11 protein-coding genes and 1 pseudogene are annotated in these 12,776 nt (G+C 74.9%); 11 read left to right on the top strand and 1 reads right to left on the bottom strand.

The genetic code is table 11. The features are described from left to right. Nucleotides 1-12: 12 nt before the first annotated feature. The 10 genes and pseudogenes from FRAQA3DRAFT_RS04020 to FRAQA3DRAFT_RS04060 all read left to right on the top strand — a co-directional run bounded on the left by FRAQA3DRAFT_RS04020 (nucleotide 13) and on the right by FRAQA3DRAFT_RS04060 (nucleotide 11,092). Complete coding sequence (locus tag FRAQA3DRAFT_RS04020; RefSeq protein ID WP_009737792.1) at nucleotides 13-648, top strand: FKBP-type peptidyl-prolyl cis-trans isomerase; 636 nt, start codon at nucleotides 13-15, stop codon at nucleotides 646-648. Between the two features lie 429 nt (nucleotides 649-1,077). Further along, nucleotides 1,078-2,085, top strand: coding sequence for a YafY family protein (locus FRAQA3DRAFT_RS04025; protein ID WP_232291908.1), 1,008 nt, complete (start codon nucleotides 1,078-1,080; stop codon nucleotides 2,083-2,085). A gap of 3 nt (nucleotides 2,086-2,088) precedes the next feature. Beyond that, the gene (locus FRAQA3DRAFT_RS04030; RefSeq protein ID WP_009737794.1) at nucleotides 2,089-3,081 is read left to right on the top strand and encodes a YafY family protein; all 993 of its coding nucleotides are present in this window, start codon (nucleotides 2,089-2,091) and stop codon (nucleotides 3,079-3,081) included. A gap of 10 nt (nucleotides 3,082-3,091) precedes the next feature. Next, nucleotides 3,092-3,307: a hypothetical protein gene (locus FRAQA3DRAFT_RS04035; protein WP_009737795.1), complete on the top strand. Its 216-nt coding sequence runs from the start codon at nucleotides 3,092-3,094 to the stop codon at nucleotides 3,305-3,307. Between the two features lie 349 nt (nucleotides 3,308-3,656). Continuing rightward, nucleotides 3,657-3,935: a Sec-independent protein translocase subunit TatA gene (gene tatA / locus FRAQA3DRAFT_RS04040; RefSeq protein ID WP_009737796.1), complete on the top strand. Its 279-nt coding sequence runs from the start codon at nucleotides 3,657-3,659 to the stop codon at nucleotides 3,933-3,935. 91 nt (nucleotides 3,936-4,026) lie between these two features. Beyond that, the gene (gene tatC, locus FRAQA3DRAFT_RS04045; protein WP_009737797.1) at nucleotides 4,027-5,031 is read left to right on the top strand and encodes a twin-arginine translocase subunit TatC; all 1,005 of its coding nucleotides are present in this window, start codon (nucleotides 4,027-4,029) and stop codon (nucleotides 5,029-5,031) included. Nucleotides 5,032-5,164: 133 nt separating this feature from the next. Then, nucleotides 5,165-8,344, top strand: a complete 3,180-nt coding sequence (locus FRAQA3DRAFT_RS04050) for an RNA helicase (RefSeq protein ID WP_035920551.1) — start codon at nucleotides 5,165-5,167, stop codon at nucleotides 8,342-8,344. Nucleotides 8,345-8,631: 287 nt separating this feature from the next. Next, nucleotides 8,632-8,856 carry a hypothetical protein gene (locus FRAQA3DRAFT_RS36630; RefSeq protein ID WP_063820780.1) on the top strand — a complete coding sequence of 75 codons (225 nt, stop codon included), beginning with the start codon at nucleotides 8,632-8,634 and terminating at the stop codon, nucleotides 8,854-8,856. A 58-nt stretch (nucleotides 8,857-8,914) separates the two neighbouring features. Beyond that, a pseudogene (locus tag FRAQA3DRAFT_RS38395) lies at nucleotides 8,915-9,298 on the top strand (cobalamin biosynthesis protein); the annotation flags it as partial. 183 nt (nucleotides 9,299-9,481) lie between these two features. Then, on the top strand, nucleotides 9,482-11,092 hold the full coding sequence (locus FRAQA3DRAFT_RS04060) for a cobyric acid synthase (RefSeq protein WP_035922155.1): 1,611 nt from the start codon (nucleotides 9,482-9,484) through the stop codon (nucleotides 11,090-11,092). Nucleotides 11,093-11,120: 28 nt separating this feature from the next. On the opposite strand, the gene FRAQA3DRAFT_RS04065 is transcribed toward FRAQA3DRAFT_RS04060, so the two are convergent. Beyond that, nucleotides 11,121-11,348, bottom strand: a complete 228-nt coding sequence (locus FRAQA3DRAFT_RS04065) for a hypothetical protein (protein ID WP_009737800.1) — start codon at nucleotides 11,346-11,348, stop codon at nucleotides 11,121-11,123. Between the two features lie 528 nt (nucleotides 11,349-11,876). On the opposite strand from FRAQA3DRAFT_RS04065, the gene FRAQA3DRAFT_RS04070 reads away from it, so the two are divergent. Further along, nucleotides 11,877-12,701, top strand: a complete 825-nt coding sequence (locus FRAQA3DRAFT_RS04070) for an SDR family NAD(P)-dependent oxidoreductase (protein WP_009737801.1) — start codon at nucleotides 11,877-11,879, stop codon at nucleotides 12,699-12,701. Nucleotides 12,702-12,776 lie beyond the last annotated feature (75 nt).

Below are 12,776 nucleotides of genomic sequence, written 5' to 3' on the forward strand. Positions count from 1 at the left end.
GACCCGCCCCCTGTGATGTCCGTTTCGCGGCGTGCCCGCGCCGCCCTGACCACCCTGCGCGCGACGGCCCCGCCCGTGCGGGCCGCGCGCCGCCGGAACCTGCTCGCCGGCGTGTTGCTGCCCGTCGTGCTGCTCGTCCCGGTACTCGCGGGCTGCTCCGCCTCGGACGCCCCCGACGGCACGAGCGCCGCGCCGGTGATCGCCCGGCTCCCCGCGGTGCGCAACGGCAACGATCTGACCCGCAAGCCGCTGTCCGCTGCCGGGCAGGGCACCCCACCGACCATGCTGGTCACCGACGACCTCGTCACCGGCCACGGGGCGCGCGCCTCGGCCACCAGCACCGTGGCCATCCAGTACTCCGGCGTGCTGTGGCGCAACGGCCAGGAGTTCGACACCACGTGGGGCAGCGGCCAGACCGCCACCTTCCCGCTGGGCAGCACGGTCGCCGGCTTCGGGCGGGGCATCGACGGGATGCGCGTCGGCGGCCGGCGCCAGATCGTCATCCCGCCCGACCTCGGCTACGGGCCGGTGGGCGGCCAGCCGCCGACGATCCTCGCCGACGACACCCTGGTCTTCGTGGTCGACCTGCTCGCCGTCCAGGGTGGCGCGAACGACGGGGGCAGCGGCGGGGTGACCGTCCAGCCCTAGCCGGCCGCGGCAGTGCGGTCGGGCTCGGCCGTGATGCCCGCGGACTCTGGGTCATTCCGGGTTCGGCGCGCCCCACCGGCCGCCGCGCCTTATCTGTTACCAGTCGCACTCATGGAGTCATGCCGAGGCTTCGTCGCGGTTTTGGGGCCGCAAACCGCGCGTAAGCCTCGGCACGATCTGGCCGCCATCCGGCCGCAATCCGAGCTGGCGGCCGAGCGGGCGGGCAAGCGGGCGGCGGAACCGGGCCACGCGTCCGGGCGGATCCCTGGCCCGTGTCGCTGCCCACCGGACCCTGCCGTCCCTGCTGCTGGCGGACCGGGTGGCGGGTCGCCGGCGGGGGCGGTGCCGGGCCGGCGCCGCAGGCCGACTAGCGTGTGTCAGGTGTCCCGGCGACGGGTGGAGCGTCTGCTGAACCTGACGATGTGCCTGATGGCGACATCGCGCTTCCTCACCGTGTCCCAGCTCGGCGAGCTGGTGGATGGCTACGAGCCCGGCGTCACCGAGGAGGAGCAGGAAGCCTTCCGGCGGATGTTCGAACGGGACAAGGCGTACCTGCGAGAGATCGGCATCCCGCTGGAGACCGGGACGGACTCGGTGTTCAGCGACGAGGTCGGCTACCGAATCCGCCGCGGCGACTACGCCCTGCCCGACATCGCCCTGGCGCCGGACGAGGCCGCCGCGCTGGCGCTGGCCGGGTCGCTGTGGTCGACGACGGCGCTGGCCGGGCCGGCGGCGAGCGCCCTGCGCAAGCTGGCCGCGGGCGGCGCCGCGGTGGGTGACGACGGCCTCGGTGCCCTGGACGGGTTCGAGCCGCGGGTCGACGCGACGGAGCCCGCGTTCGAGCCGTGCCTCGCCGCGGTGCAGGCCGGCCGGGCGATCCGCTTCCCTTACCGCAAGGTCGGCGAGACTGCCGTCGCCGAGCGGCATGTCGAGCCGTGGGGCGTGCTGTCCTGGCGGGGCCGCTGGTACCTGGCGGGCCACGACGTCGTCCGCGGTGCCCCGCGGGTGTTCCGGTTGTCCCGGTTCGCCGGGCCCGTGCGGGCGGTCGGGTCCGGCGGGGCCGTGCGGGTCCCGCCCGACGTCGACCTGCACGCCATGGTCTCCACCCAGGCCCCGCCGGACCGGGTGCGCACCGCGACGCTCGCCGTGCGCCGCGGCACCGGCCACGCGCTGCGCCGCGGAGCCCGCCCCGCCTGCCTGCCGTCCGACCTGCCGTCCGACCTGGGGCGGCGGCTGGTCGTGCCGACGGACATGGACCTGGTGGAGATGGAGTTCGCCGACACCGAGGGGTTCGCCCGCTGGATCGTCGGGTCGGGGCCGGACGTGATCGTGCTGGGCCCGTCGGAGCTGCGCGCCGCCGTCGTCGCCCGGCTGCGGGCCGCGGCCGCGGGCACCGCCGGCGCGCGCGAGACCGCCCCGGTCCCCGGCGGGCGATGATCGATGAGCGCCGCGACCGACCGGTTGAGCCGGCTGCTCGCCCTCGTCCCCTGGCTGCGGGCGCATCCCGGCATCCCGCTGCCGGCGGCCGCCGAGGCCTTCGGGGTCACCCCGCGACAGCTGCGCGATGACCTGGATCTGCTGTTCGTGTGCGGGCTGCCCGGCGGGGCGCCGGGCGACCTCATCGACCTGAGCTACTCCGGCGACCGGATCACCGTAGCCGATCCGCAGACCCTCGACCGGCCGTTGCGCCTGTCCGTGGACGAGGCGACGGCGTTGGTCGTCGCCGCCCGCGCGCTCGCCGACGTGCCGGGGCTCGCCGGCCGGGAGGCCCTCGACCGGGCGCTGGAGAAGCTGGAGAAGGCGGTCGGCGCGGCGGGCAGCGTCGCCGGTCAGGTGCGGGTCAGCCTCGACACCCACGCCGAGGTGCTCGCGGCGGTGCAGCGGGCGGTGCGGGAACGCCTCCGCGTGCACCTTCGCTACCTCGTCTGGTCCCGGGACGAGCTGACCGAGCGTGACGTCGATCCGATGCGGGTGCTGGTCCGGGAGGGCAACTGGTACCTGGAGGGCTGGTGCCACCGGGCGGAGGCGGTGCGGCTGTTCCGGCTGGACCGCATCGACGGCCCCGGCGGAGTCGAGGTGCTCGACATCCCGGCCGCCCCACCGCCGGGGGCGGTGTCCCGTGACACCAGCGAGGGGATCTACCGGCCCGGCCCGGCCGACGTCCGGGTCGTCCTCGAACTCGCCTCGCCGGCCCGCTGGGTCGCCGACTACTACCCCGTCACGGGGGTGCGCGAGCTGCCCGGCGGCCGCCTGGAGGTCATCCTGCACGCGCGGGAGACGTCCTGGCTGCACCGGCTCGTGCTCGGCCTCGGCGCCGACGTGCGGGTCGTCGAGCCGCTCGGGCTCGCCGCGCAGGTGCACGCCCTGGCGCGCCAGGCGCTGGCCGCCTACGGGCTCGACGCCCCGTCCGGCGGCGCCGGCGACGAACGGTAGGGTGATCGGCATGTTCTGGGCGCTCGTCTACCTCGTGCTCATCCTCGGCGGGCTCGTCCTGCTCGCGCTGTGCGCCTGGCGGGTGTGGCAGAAGGTGCGCGGCGTGCGCCGGGCCCTCGGCGAGCTGTCGACGCGGGTGTCGGGTCTCGCCGCCGACACCGCGGAGCTCTCCGCCCGGCTGGACCACGCCGAGGTCACATCCCGGCTGGCCGAGCGCACCTCCTGACCAGCCCGACCGGGCCGGATGCCGGGCGTGGGCGGGCGGGCCCAAGTGTGGTCCCGTTGTGATCCATGGTTGGCGGTTGCGGGGTTCGGGCTCGCGACAAAGGGTCACGACGGCGTTGACTTGGTGCCGCAATCCGATGGCTGTGAGCGATATCGTCGGTTGCGCTGCAGGATCCCGCTCGCGAAGGGTTCTGATCTGGTTACAATTCGTCCGGCACACTCGCTTCGTCGTGCAGCCGTCATCTGCGAGATACCCGTATGCCTTCTATCTCCTCCTAGGCTGGCGGACGTAGCATCGATCGCACCGGTCGTGGGACCGGGCCGGTACCGCTCATCGGAGGACGCCGACCATGCCAACCCTTGGCACCACCGAGATCATCATCATCGCCCTCGTCGTGCTGGTGCTGTTCGGATCGAAGAAGCTTCCCGATGCGGCGCGTTCCTTCGGTCGCTCGTTGCGCATCTTCAAGGCCGAGACCAAGGGCCTGCGTGACGACGAGCACCCGGCCCCGGCCGCCCAGCCAGCCCCGCTGCCGATCGAGGCCCCGGCTCCGACCGCCGCTCCCGCCCCGAGCGCCCAGCCCGGCGTCGCGGTGAACGGCTCCGCCCCAGTGGCCGACCGGCACTGACCGCACGTGCCGGCCGGGCTCCTGAGCGTCCGGCCGGTGGGTGCCAGTCGCCGGCGCCCGTCCCTCGCCCCCTCGACCAGGAGACGCCGACGTGTCAGGGATCCCCACGCCGCGGAGGCTCCTTGCCTCGGTGAACCAGCGGCGGACCCGCACGGTCGAGGACAGCCGGATGCCACTCACGGAACACCTTCGTGAGCTGCGGAACCGGATCGCGATCGCGCTCGTGGGGTTCGCGATCGCCGCGGTCGTGTGCTTCATCCTCGAACCGCACATCTTCAACTGGCTCAAGGCGCCCTACTGCGACCTGCCGGCCAGCAAGCGGTTCAGCCCTGACGGCGCGGCGGCCACCGACTGCACGCTGTACTTCTTCGGCATCCTCGACGCGTTCACCATCCGGCTGAAGATCTCGATGATCGCGGCGGCGGTGGTGTCCTCCCCGGTGTGGCTCTACCAGCTCTGGTCGTTCATCACCCCCGGCCTGCACCGCCACGAGCGGCGCTGGTCGCTCACGTTCGTCGGGATCTCGCTGATCCTGTTCGCCACCGGCGCCTTCTTCGCCTATTACACCCTGTCCACCGGCCTGAGCCTGCTGCTCGGGTTCGGCGGCAACGGTCTGGTCAGCGTCCTCGACGGCAACAAGTACCTCAGCTACGTCCAGGCGATGCTGCTGATCTTCGGGCTGTCGTTCGAGGTGCCGCTGCTCGTCACCATGCTGAACCTGGCCGGCGTCGTCACCACCGCCAAACTGCGGTCCTGGCGGCGCGCCGAGATCTTCCTCGTGTTCGTCTTCGCCGCCATCGTCACACCCAGCCAGGACCCGTTCACCATGCTGGCGCTGGGCCTGCCGATGGTGATCCTCTACGAGGTCGCGCTGATCGTCGGCTGGATCAACGACCGGCGCAAGGCCCGCCGCGGCGACGACTCCCCGTACGCCGGCCTCGGCGACGACGAGACCTCGCCGCTGGACTACGACGACGCCCCGCCCCGCGCGGCCGGCGTCGGGCGGCCGGCCGAGGCGGCCCCGTCGTCGCCGGTCGGCGCGGGGACCGGCTCCGCGGCCATGGGCGGCGATCCGTCGCACCTCGACATCACCTGACGCGTCCCGGCCGCCCGGCCGACCGCCCACCGGTCGGCCCGGGGCGGTTGCCTCGCCCCGCGGCCCGCGCAACGGGCATCCCCACCTGCCGTGGCGGCCGGTGCGCGGGCGCCGCGTCCCGTAGGGTGGCAATGTGTCCTCCACGCCTGAGGCTCTCGTGGAGTTCGCCGCCAGCCTCCCCTTCGGGTTCGACCCGTTCCAGCTCGAGGCGCTGTCGGCGCTGGCGGCAGGCGAAGGGGTCCTGGTCGCGGCGCCCACGGGAGCGGGCAAGACGGTCGTCGGCGAGTTCGCCGCCCACCTCGCCCTAAGCACGGGAACGCGCTGCTTCTACACGACGCCGATCAAGGCGTTGTCCAACCAGAAGTACACCGACCTCGTCGCCCGCTACGGCGCCGACAAGGTCGGCCTGCTGACCGGCGACACGTCCCGCAACGGCTCCGCGCCGGTCGTCGTCATGACGACCGAGGTGCTGCGCAACATGCTCTACGCCGGCCCGGTCGGCGGCGGCGGCCTCGACAACCTTGCCTACGTGGTCATGGACGAGGTGCATTACCTCGCCGATCGCCAGCGTGGCGCCGTGTGGGAAGAGGTCATCATCCACCTGCCGGCGCACGTCCGGCTGGTGTCGCTGTCGGCGACGGTGAGCAACGCCGAGGAGTTCGGCGAGTGGCTCGTCACCGTCCGCGGGCACACCCGGGTCATCGTCAGCGATCACCGGCCCGTGCCGCTATGGCAGCACGTCCTCGCCGACCGCACCCTGCACGACCTGTTCCTCGAGGACGGTCCCGGCGCGCCGGCGCTCGCCCGGGCGGTGTCCGAGGAGGAGCTCGCCCGGCCCGGCTGGGGTTCCCCGCCCGCGGGCGGTTCCGCCGGCGCGATCATCCCCGGCGAGTCGTCACCGCCCGCCAAAGCATCACCGTCCGCCAAAGCATCACCGTCCGCCGCGTCGGCACCGCCCGGGGATGCGTCACCGTCCGGCGAGGCCGGCCCTGCCGGGGATCGCGGCCCGTCCCGGTCCGGCGGGGCGGGGGAGTCCCGCGGCGCGGGCGGGCGGTCCCGGGACCGGGGCCGCGGTGGTGAGCGCGGCCGGCGCCGCGACGGGCGGGGGCGCGCCGCAGGCGGGGCTCGCGCCTGGTCGCCGTCGGTGCCGGCGGCGCGTGCCGAGGGCAACGGCGCGGGCGGGCCCGCCGGTGGCGCTCGGTCGGGCGGTGGCGTTCGTCCCGGCGGCGGGGCCCGCGGGGCGACGGCCGCGGTGGGTGGCCGAGTGGTCAACCCCGACCTGGTCCGGCTCGCCCGCGAGGAGAGCCGGGCGGTGCCCGGCGGCTACGGCAACGGCCGGGGCCGCGGCGGGCCCGGACCGCGGCGGCGCATGTGGGTGCCGGGTCGGCCGGAGGTCGTCGAACGCCTCGACCGCGACGGCCTGCTGCCCGCGATCGTGTTCGTGTTCAGCCGGGCCGGCTGCGACGACGCGGTCACCTCCTGCGTGCGCGCCGGGCTGCGGCTGGTCGGGCCGGCCGAGCAGCAGCGGATCCGGGCGCTCGTCCGCGAGCGTACCGCCGGGATCCCCGAGTCCGACCTCGGCGTCCTCGGCTACTGGGCGTGGCTGGAGGGCCTGGAGCGGGGCATCGCCTCCCACCACGCCGGGATGCTGCCCACGTTCAAGGAGATCGTCGAGGAGCTGTTCGTCCAGGGGCTGGTCCGGGTCGTGTTCGCCACCGAGACCCTGGCGCTCGGCATCAACATGCCGGCCCGCACCGTCGTCCTGGAACGGCTGACGAAGTTCAACGGCGAGAGCCGCGTCGACATCACCCCGGGGGAGTACACGCAGCTCACCGGCCGTGCCGGCCGCCGTGGCATCGACGTCGAGGGGCACGCCGTCGTGCTGTGGCAGCCGGGGCTGGACCCGCTGGCGCTCGCCGGGCTCGCCTCCACCCGCACCTATCCGCTGCGCTCGTCGTTCCGTCCCTCCTACAACATGGCGGTGAACCTCGTCGGCCGGCTCGGCGCCGATCGGGCCCGCACCGTGCTCGAATCGTCGTTCGCGCAGTTCCAGGCCGACCGGGACGTGGTGGGTCTCGCGCGGGTGGTGCGGCGCAACACCGAGGCGATCGACGAGATGCGCGCGCAGCTGAGCTGCGACCGCGGGGACGCCGCCGAGTACGACCGGATCCGCCGCGACATCCGCGAGCGGGAGGCGGCGCTGTCCCGGGAAGGGTCGGCGCGCCGGCGCGCCGAGTCGGCGGCGGCGCTGGGCCGGCTGCGCACCGGCGACATCGTGCGGGTGCCCGCCGGGCGGCGCAGCGGGCTCGCCGTCGTCCTCGACGCCGACGCGGGTGCGATCGGCGCCGACGGGCCGCGTCCCGTCGTGCTGACCGCGGACAAGCAGGTGCGGCGGCTGTCGCTGGTCGACTTCCCGGTCGCGGTGGAGCCGCTCGGGCGGGTCCGGGTGCCGCGGTCGTTCAACCCGCGCTCGCCGCAGTCCCGCCGGGATCTGGCCTCCTCGCTGCGGGCCGCGGACGTCGACCCCGACGGCCCGCCCGGCCGGCGGGCCAAGGCGCGCTCCGCGGCCGCGGACGACGCCGAGCTCGCCCGGCTGCGCCGTGCGCTGCGCGCCCACCCGGTGCACGACTGCCCGCGGCGCGAGGAGCATCTGCGCTCCGCCGAGCAGGCCAACCGGCTCGTCAAGGAGACCACGGCGATCTCGCGGAAGGTCGAGGGCCGCACGAACACGGTCGCGAAGACGTTCGACCGGGTCCGCGCGGCGCTGGCGGAGCTCGGCTACCTCGACGGCGACACGGTCACCGACGCCGGCCGGGTGCTGGCGCGCATCTACTCCGAGCAGGACCTGCTGGTCGCCGAGTGCCTGCGTACCGGCATCTGGGAGGACCTGAGCGCGCCGGCGCTCGCCGCCGCCGTGTCCAGCCTGGTCTTCGAGCCGCGTGGCGACGACGTGGGCGTCCCGGCGCTGCCCGGCGGCGCGGCGCTGCGCGACTGTCTGGACGAGATGGGCCGCCTGGCGTTCCGGCTCGCCGAGACCGAGCAGGGCCACCGGCTGGCGTTCCTGCGCCCGCCCGAGCTCGGCTTCGTCCCCGCCGCCCACGACTGGGCGGTGGGCCGGCCACTGGAACGGGTCCTCACCGACAGCGGACTGGAGCTGACCGCCGGCGACTTCGTCCGCTGGATGCGCCAACTGCTCGACCTGCTCGACCAGATCGCCAAGGTCGCCCCTGACGACTCCCGGGTGCGCCGCACCGCCCGCGCCGCGATGGACGCGCTGCGCCGCGGCGTCGTCGCCTACGCCACCAGTGTCTGAGCCGGTGCCGGTGGACGGTGCGGTGGGTCGGCGCGGGGCGGCCACGTCCGGCGGTGCTGTGCGTTCTGGCGGTGCTGTGCGTTCTGGCGGTGCTGTGCGTTCTGGCGGTTGGGGGCGTCGGCGTGTGGTGGCGCGAGTCGGTGGGCTGATGCTCGGCGCGGCCCTCGACGCGCTGCTCGCCGATCCGGCGCGGTTGCATCCGGTCGCCGGCTTCGGGCGGGCCGCCGGCCGGCTCGAACGGCTGCTCTACCGGGACGACCGCGCGGCCGGGGCGCTCGCACACCACCGTGCTGCTGGCCGCGGTCGCCGTGCCCGCCGCCGTCGCCGAGCGCGCCTGCGCACGGGCGGGCGGCGGCGAGGCGGTCGCGCCGGCCGCGCCGGTCGCGATGACCACCTCGGTGACCTGGATGGTGCTCGGCGGGGCGTCTCTGCGCCGGCAGGGCAGGCGCCTCGGCGCGGAGCTGCTCGCCGACGACCTGGCCACCGCCCGGCAGCGGCTGCCGACGCTGTGAAGGGTGGGACCCGTCGCAGCTCGACGCCGCGGGGATCGCCCGCGGCGCGATCGAGTCGATCGCCGAGAACACCTGCGACGCCGTCGTCGCCCCGCTGTGGTGGGGGGCGCTCGCCGGGCTGCCGGGGCTGGCCGGCTACCGGGTGGTGAACACCCTCGACGCGATGATCGGCCATCACAGCGACCGCTATGAACGGTTCGGCTGGGCGGCGGCCCGCCTCGACGACCTGGTGAACCTGCTGCCGGCCCGGCTGTGCGCGGTGGCGACCTGTGTGTGCGCGCCGGTCGTCGGGGGCAGCGTCGCCGACGCGTTCTGGGTGATGCGCCGCGACGGCCGGTCCCACCCCAGCCCGAACGCCGGGATGGCCGAGGCCGCGTTCGCCGGGGCGGTGGGTCTGCGCCTCGGCGGGGAGGTGCGCTATCCGTACCGGGTCGAACACCGGCCCGAGCTGGGGTTCGGCCGCCCGCCGCGGGGCGCAGACGTCGTCGCCGCCGCGCGGCTGTCCGGCGCGGTCAGCGCGCTGTGCCTCGCGGTGACGGCGCTGCCCGGGCGGCGCGGCGGGCGCGCTGTTGGCCGCCGGCTCGCGCCGGGCGCGCCGCACCGTGGTCGAGGGGGGGTGGCGCCGGTGAGCGGGGGACTGCTGGTCGCCGGAACGGCGTCGGATGCCGGCAAGAGCGTGCTGACCGCGGGCATCTGCCGGTGGCTGGCCCGCGAGGGCGTGCGCGTCGCGCCGTTCAAGGCACAGAACATGGCGTTGAACTCCACCGTCACCGCGGACGGGGCGGAGATCGGCCGGGCGCAGGCGATGCAGGCCGCGGCGGCCGGGGTGGAGCCGGAGGCGGCGATGAACCCGGTGCTGCTCAAGCCGGGCGGCGACCGCCACAGCCAGCTCATCGTGCTGGGCCGTCCCGTCGCCGAGGTCGACGCCCTGGGCTACCGTCCGCACAAGGAACGGCTCGCGAAGATCGTCCTGGAGTGTCTCGACGATCTGCGTGGCCGGTTCGACGCGGTGATCTGCGAGGGCGCCGGGTCGCCGGCGGAGATCAACCTGCGGTCCACCGACATCGCGAACATGGGCCTGGCCCGCGCGGCGAACCTGCCGGTGATCGTCGTCGGCGACATCGACAAGGGCGGGGTCTTCGCCGCCCTGTTCGGCACCCTGGCGCTGCTCGACCGCGCAGATCAGGCCCTCGTCGCCGGCTGGGTGATCAACCGCTTCCGCGGTGACGCCCGGCTGCTCGAACCCGGGCTGCGCCAGATCGAGGCGCTGACCGGCCGCCCCGTGCACGGCGTCGTCCCGTTCCGCTCCGGCCTCTGGCTCGACGTCGAGGACTCCCTCGACCTGGCCTCCTACCCCGACGCCGAGCCCGACGCCGAGCCGGACGCCGACTCCGGGCTGGCAGGGGCGGGCGCGCCGGCGGAGATGGGCGCGTCGGCGGAGATGGGCGCGTCGGCGGGGGAGAAGGCGTCGACGAGGGAGGGTGGGCGGCGGGAGAGCCTGCGGGTGGCGGTGGTTCGGCTGCCCCGTTTGTCGAACGTGACCGACCTGGACGCGCTGCGCGCCGAGCCGGGCGTCGTGGTGCGGCTGGTCACCGGGCCGGACGAGCTGGCCGACGCCGACCTGGTGGTGCTGCCCGGCACCCGCTCCACCGTCGAGGACCTGCGCTGGCTGCGCCGCCGCGGGCTCGCCGACGCCGTCGCCGCCCGCGTCGCCGCCGGCCGGCCGGTGCTGGGTATCTGCGGCGGCTACCAGATGCTCGGCCGGCGCATCCACGACGACGTCGAGTCGGGTGCGGGGGAGGTCGCCGGCCTCGGCCTGCTGCCGGTGACGACCACGTTCGAGGCGTCGAAGCTGCTCGGCCGCCGCGCGGCGACCGACGCCGAAGGTCGCCCGCTGACCGGCTACGAGATCCGCCACGGCCGGCTGGCCATCGCCGACCATCCCGCCGCGGAGCCGTTCGCCGCCGACGGGGTCCGGGTCGGCGCGGTCGCCGGCACGAGCTGGCACGGGCTGCTGGAGAACGACGAGTTCCGCCGCGCCTACCTCACCGATGTCGCCCGCGCGGCCGGGCGGGCGTTCGTACCCGCCCGCACCCGGTTTGCCGACGTGCGTCGACGCCGCCTCGACGTCCTCGGTGATCTGGTCGCCGACCATCTCGACACCGCCGCCCTGCGCCGCCTGCTCGACGAGGGAGCCCCGCCCGGCCTTCCGTTCGTCCCGCCCGGCGCGCCGTGACGCCGCCGGGGGCCGGAACCGCCGGCGGTCAGAGCCGGTTGCGCAGGAGCTGCTTGCCCTGCTCGGCGCCCTTGCGGCTCTCGGTCTGCGCCCGGCGGAACAGGTCGCGCAGCTCCTGGTCGCCGTCGCGCTCGGCGTCGGCGGCGTAGGTCTCCAGCCGCAGTGCGTTGCTCAGGCAGATCTCGGTGAACCACAGCAGGTCGTACTGGGTGTCCTTCGTCCCGGTGATGCTTCCGTGCTCCACGGTCGTGGTCATCTGGATCGACCTCTCTCCTGCGCTGTCGGGTCTCTTGCGCTGTCGGGAACCCTCGGCCCGTCGCACGCCGCAGACCCACGCGCCGGCTCGCACGCTGCAACCCACGCGCCGGCTCGCGCGCAGACGGACCGGTGACCGCGCCCTCAGGTCGTCCCGGTTCGGCGACACCTGGCGATCACTGATAGTGCCTATTCCCGCACCGAACGTTCCTACCCGTGTGCTCGGCTGATCGGTTTCGCCGCCTGGTCGCAGCCGGCCGCAGCATCACCCCTCGGGCTCGGTGACGTCAGGGTGGCCAGCCAGGTGGCCGGCGGCGGTGGTGACGTGGCACCGGACAAGTCAGGAGCCTGCCGCCCCGGGGATCGGCAGGGGGATGGCGTCGAGGATCAGGCCGGCGATCCACGATCGCCGCGGAAGACCGGCGGCGGCCGGCGGGTTTTCCGCAGGAAGGCAGTGGCAGGGTTCCCGGGAACAACCGGGATCCGCGACCAATCGAAATCCAAGATCGACCGAGCGGGAGAACACGCGATGGACGGGCGAGCGATTCTCATCACCGGTGCGACCGACGGCCTGGGCGCCCATCTCGCCGAGCGGCTGGGCGCGGCGGGCTGGCGGGTGCTCGTCCACGGCCGGGACGCCGAGCGCGCCGAGCGGGTGCGCGCCCGCATCGAGGCCGCCGGCGGCCCCGAGCCGGCGGTGCTGCTCGCCGACCTGGCCGACCTGGGCGACGTCACCCGCCTCGCCGCCGACGTCGAGCGGCACACCGACCGCCTCGACGTGCTGGTGAACAACGCCGGCGTCGGGTTTGGCACGCCGGGCGCCACCCGCGAGACCAGCGCCGACGGCATCGAGCTGCGCTTCGCCGTCAACTACCTGGCCGGCTACCGGCTCACCCGGCTGCTGCTGGCGCTGCTGACCCGGTCCGCCCCGGCGAGGATCGTCAACGTCGCCTCCGCCGGGCAGGAGCCGCTCGACTTCGCCGACCTGCTCACCACCCGCGACTACGACGGCGTCCGTGCCTACCGCCGCAGCAAGCTCGCGCAGATCATGGGCACGTTCGACCTGGCCGAGGAGCTGGCCGGCACCGGCGTCACCGTCGACGCCCTGCACCCCGCGACGTTCATGGACACCACGATGGTCCGCCAGGCCGGATCCCCCGTGAGCAGCACCGTCGCCGAGGGCGGCGACGCCACCCTGAACCTGATCGACGGCCCCGCCGCCGCCACGGGCACCGGCCGCTACTTCGCCGGCCTGGGCCAGACCCTCGCCCTGGCCCAGGCGTACGACCCCGCCGCCCGCCGCCGCCTGCGCCAGGCCACCGACGAGCTCCTCGCCGCGTCCGCGCAGGTCTGACCACCGCTGCGGGCAGAGGTTCGGTCTCGTCGGCCCGCAGCCAGGGGCCAACCAGCCGGCCTTGGTCAGCTCATG

Source organism: Frankia sp. QA3, assembly GCF_000262465.1.
In the GTDB taxonomy this organism is placed as follows: domain Bacteria; phylum Actinomycetota; class Actinomycetes; order Frankiales; family Frankiaceae; genus Frankia.

Bases quoted from the DNA above. Each gene is read 5' to 3' on its own strand.
- FRAQA3DRAFT_RS04025 (WP_232291908.1), top strand. From the start codon at position 1,078: ATGGCGACATCGCGCTTCCTCACCGTGTCCCAGCTCGGCGAGCTGGTG.
- FRAQA3DRAFT_RS04070 (WP_009737801.1), top strand. From the start codon at position 11,877: ATGGACGGGCGAGCGATTCTCATCACCGGTGCGACCGACGGCCTGGGC.
- FRAQA3DRAFT_RS04030 (WP_009737794.1), top strand. From the start codon at position 2,089: ATGAGCGCCGCGACCGACCGGTTGAGCCGGCTGCTCGCCCTCGTCCCC.
- tatA (WP_009737796.1), top strand. From the start codon at position 3,657: ATGCCAACCCTTGGCACCACCGAGATCATCATCATCGCCCTCGTCGTG.
- FRAQA3DRAFT_RS04065 (WP_009737800.1), bottom strand. From the start codon at position 11,348: ATGACCACGACCGTGGAGCACGGAAGCATCACCGGGACGAAGGACACC.
- FRAQA3DRAFT_RS04035 (WP_009737795.1), top strand. From the start codon at position 3,092: ATGTTCTGGGCGCTCGTCTACCTCGTGCTCATCCTCGGCGGGCTCGTC.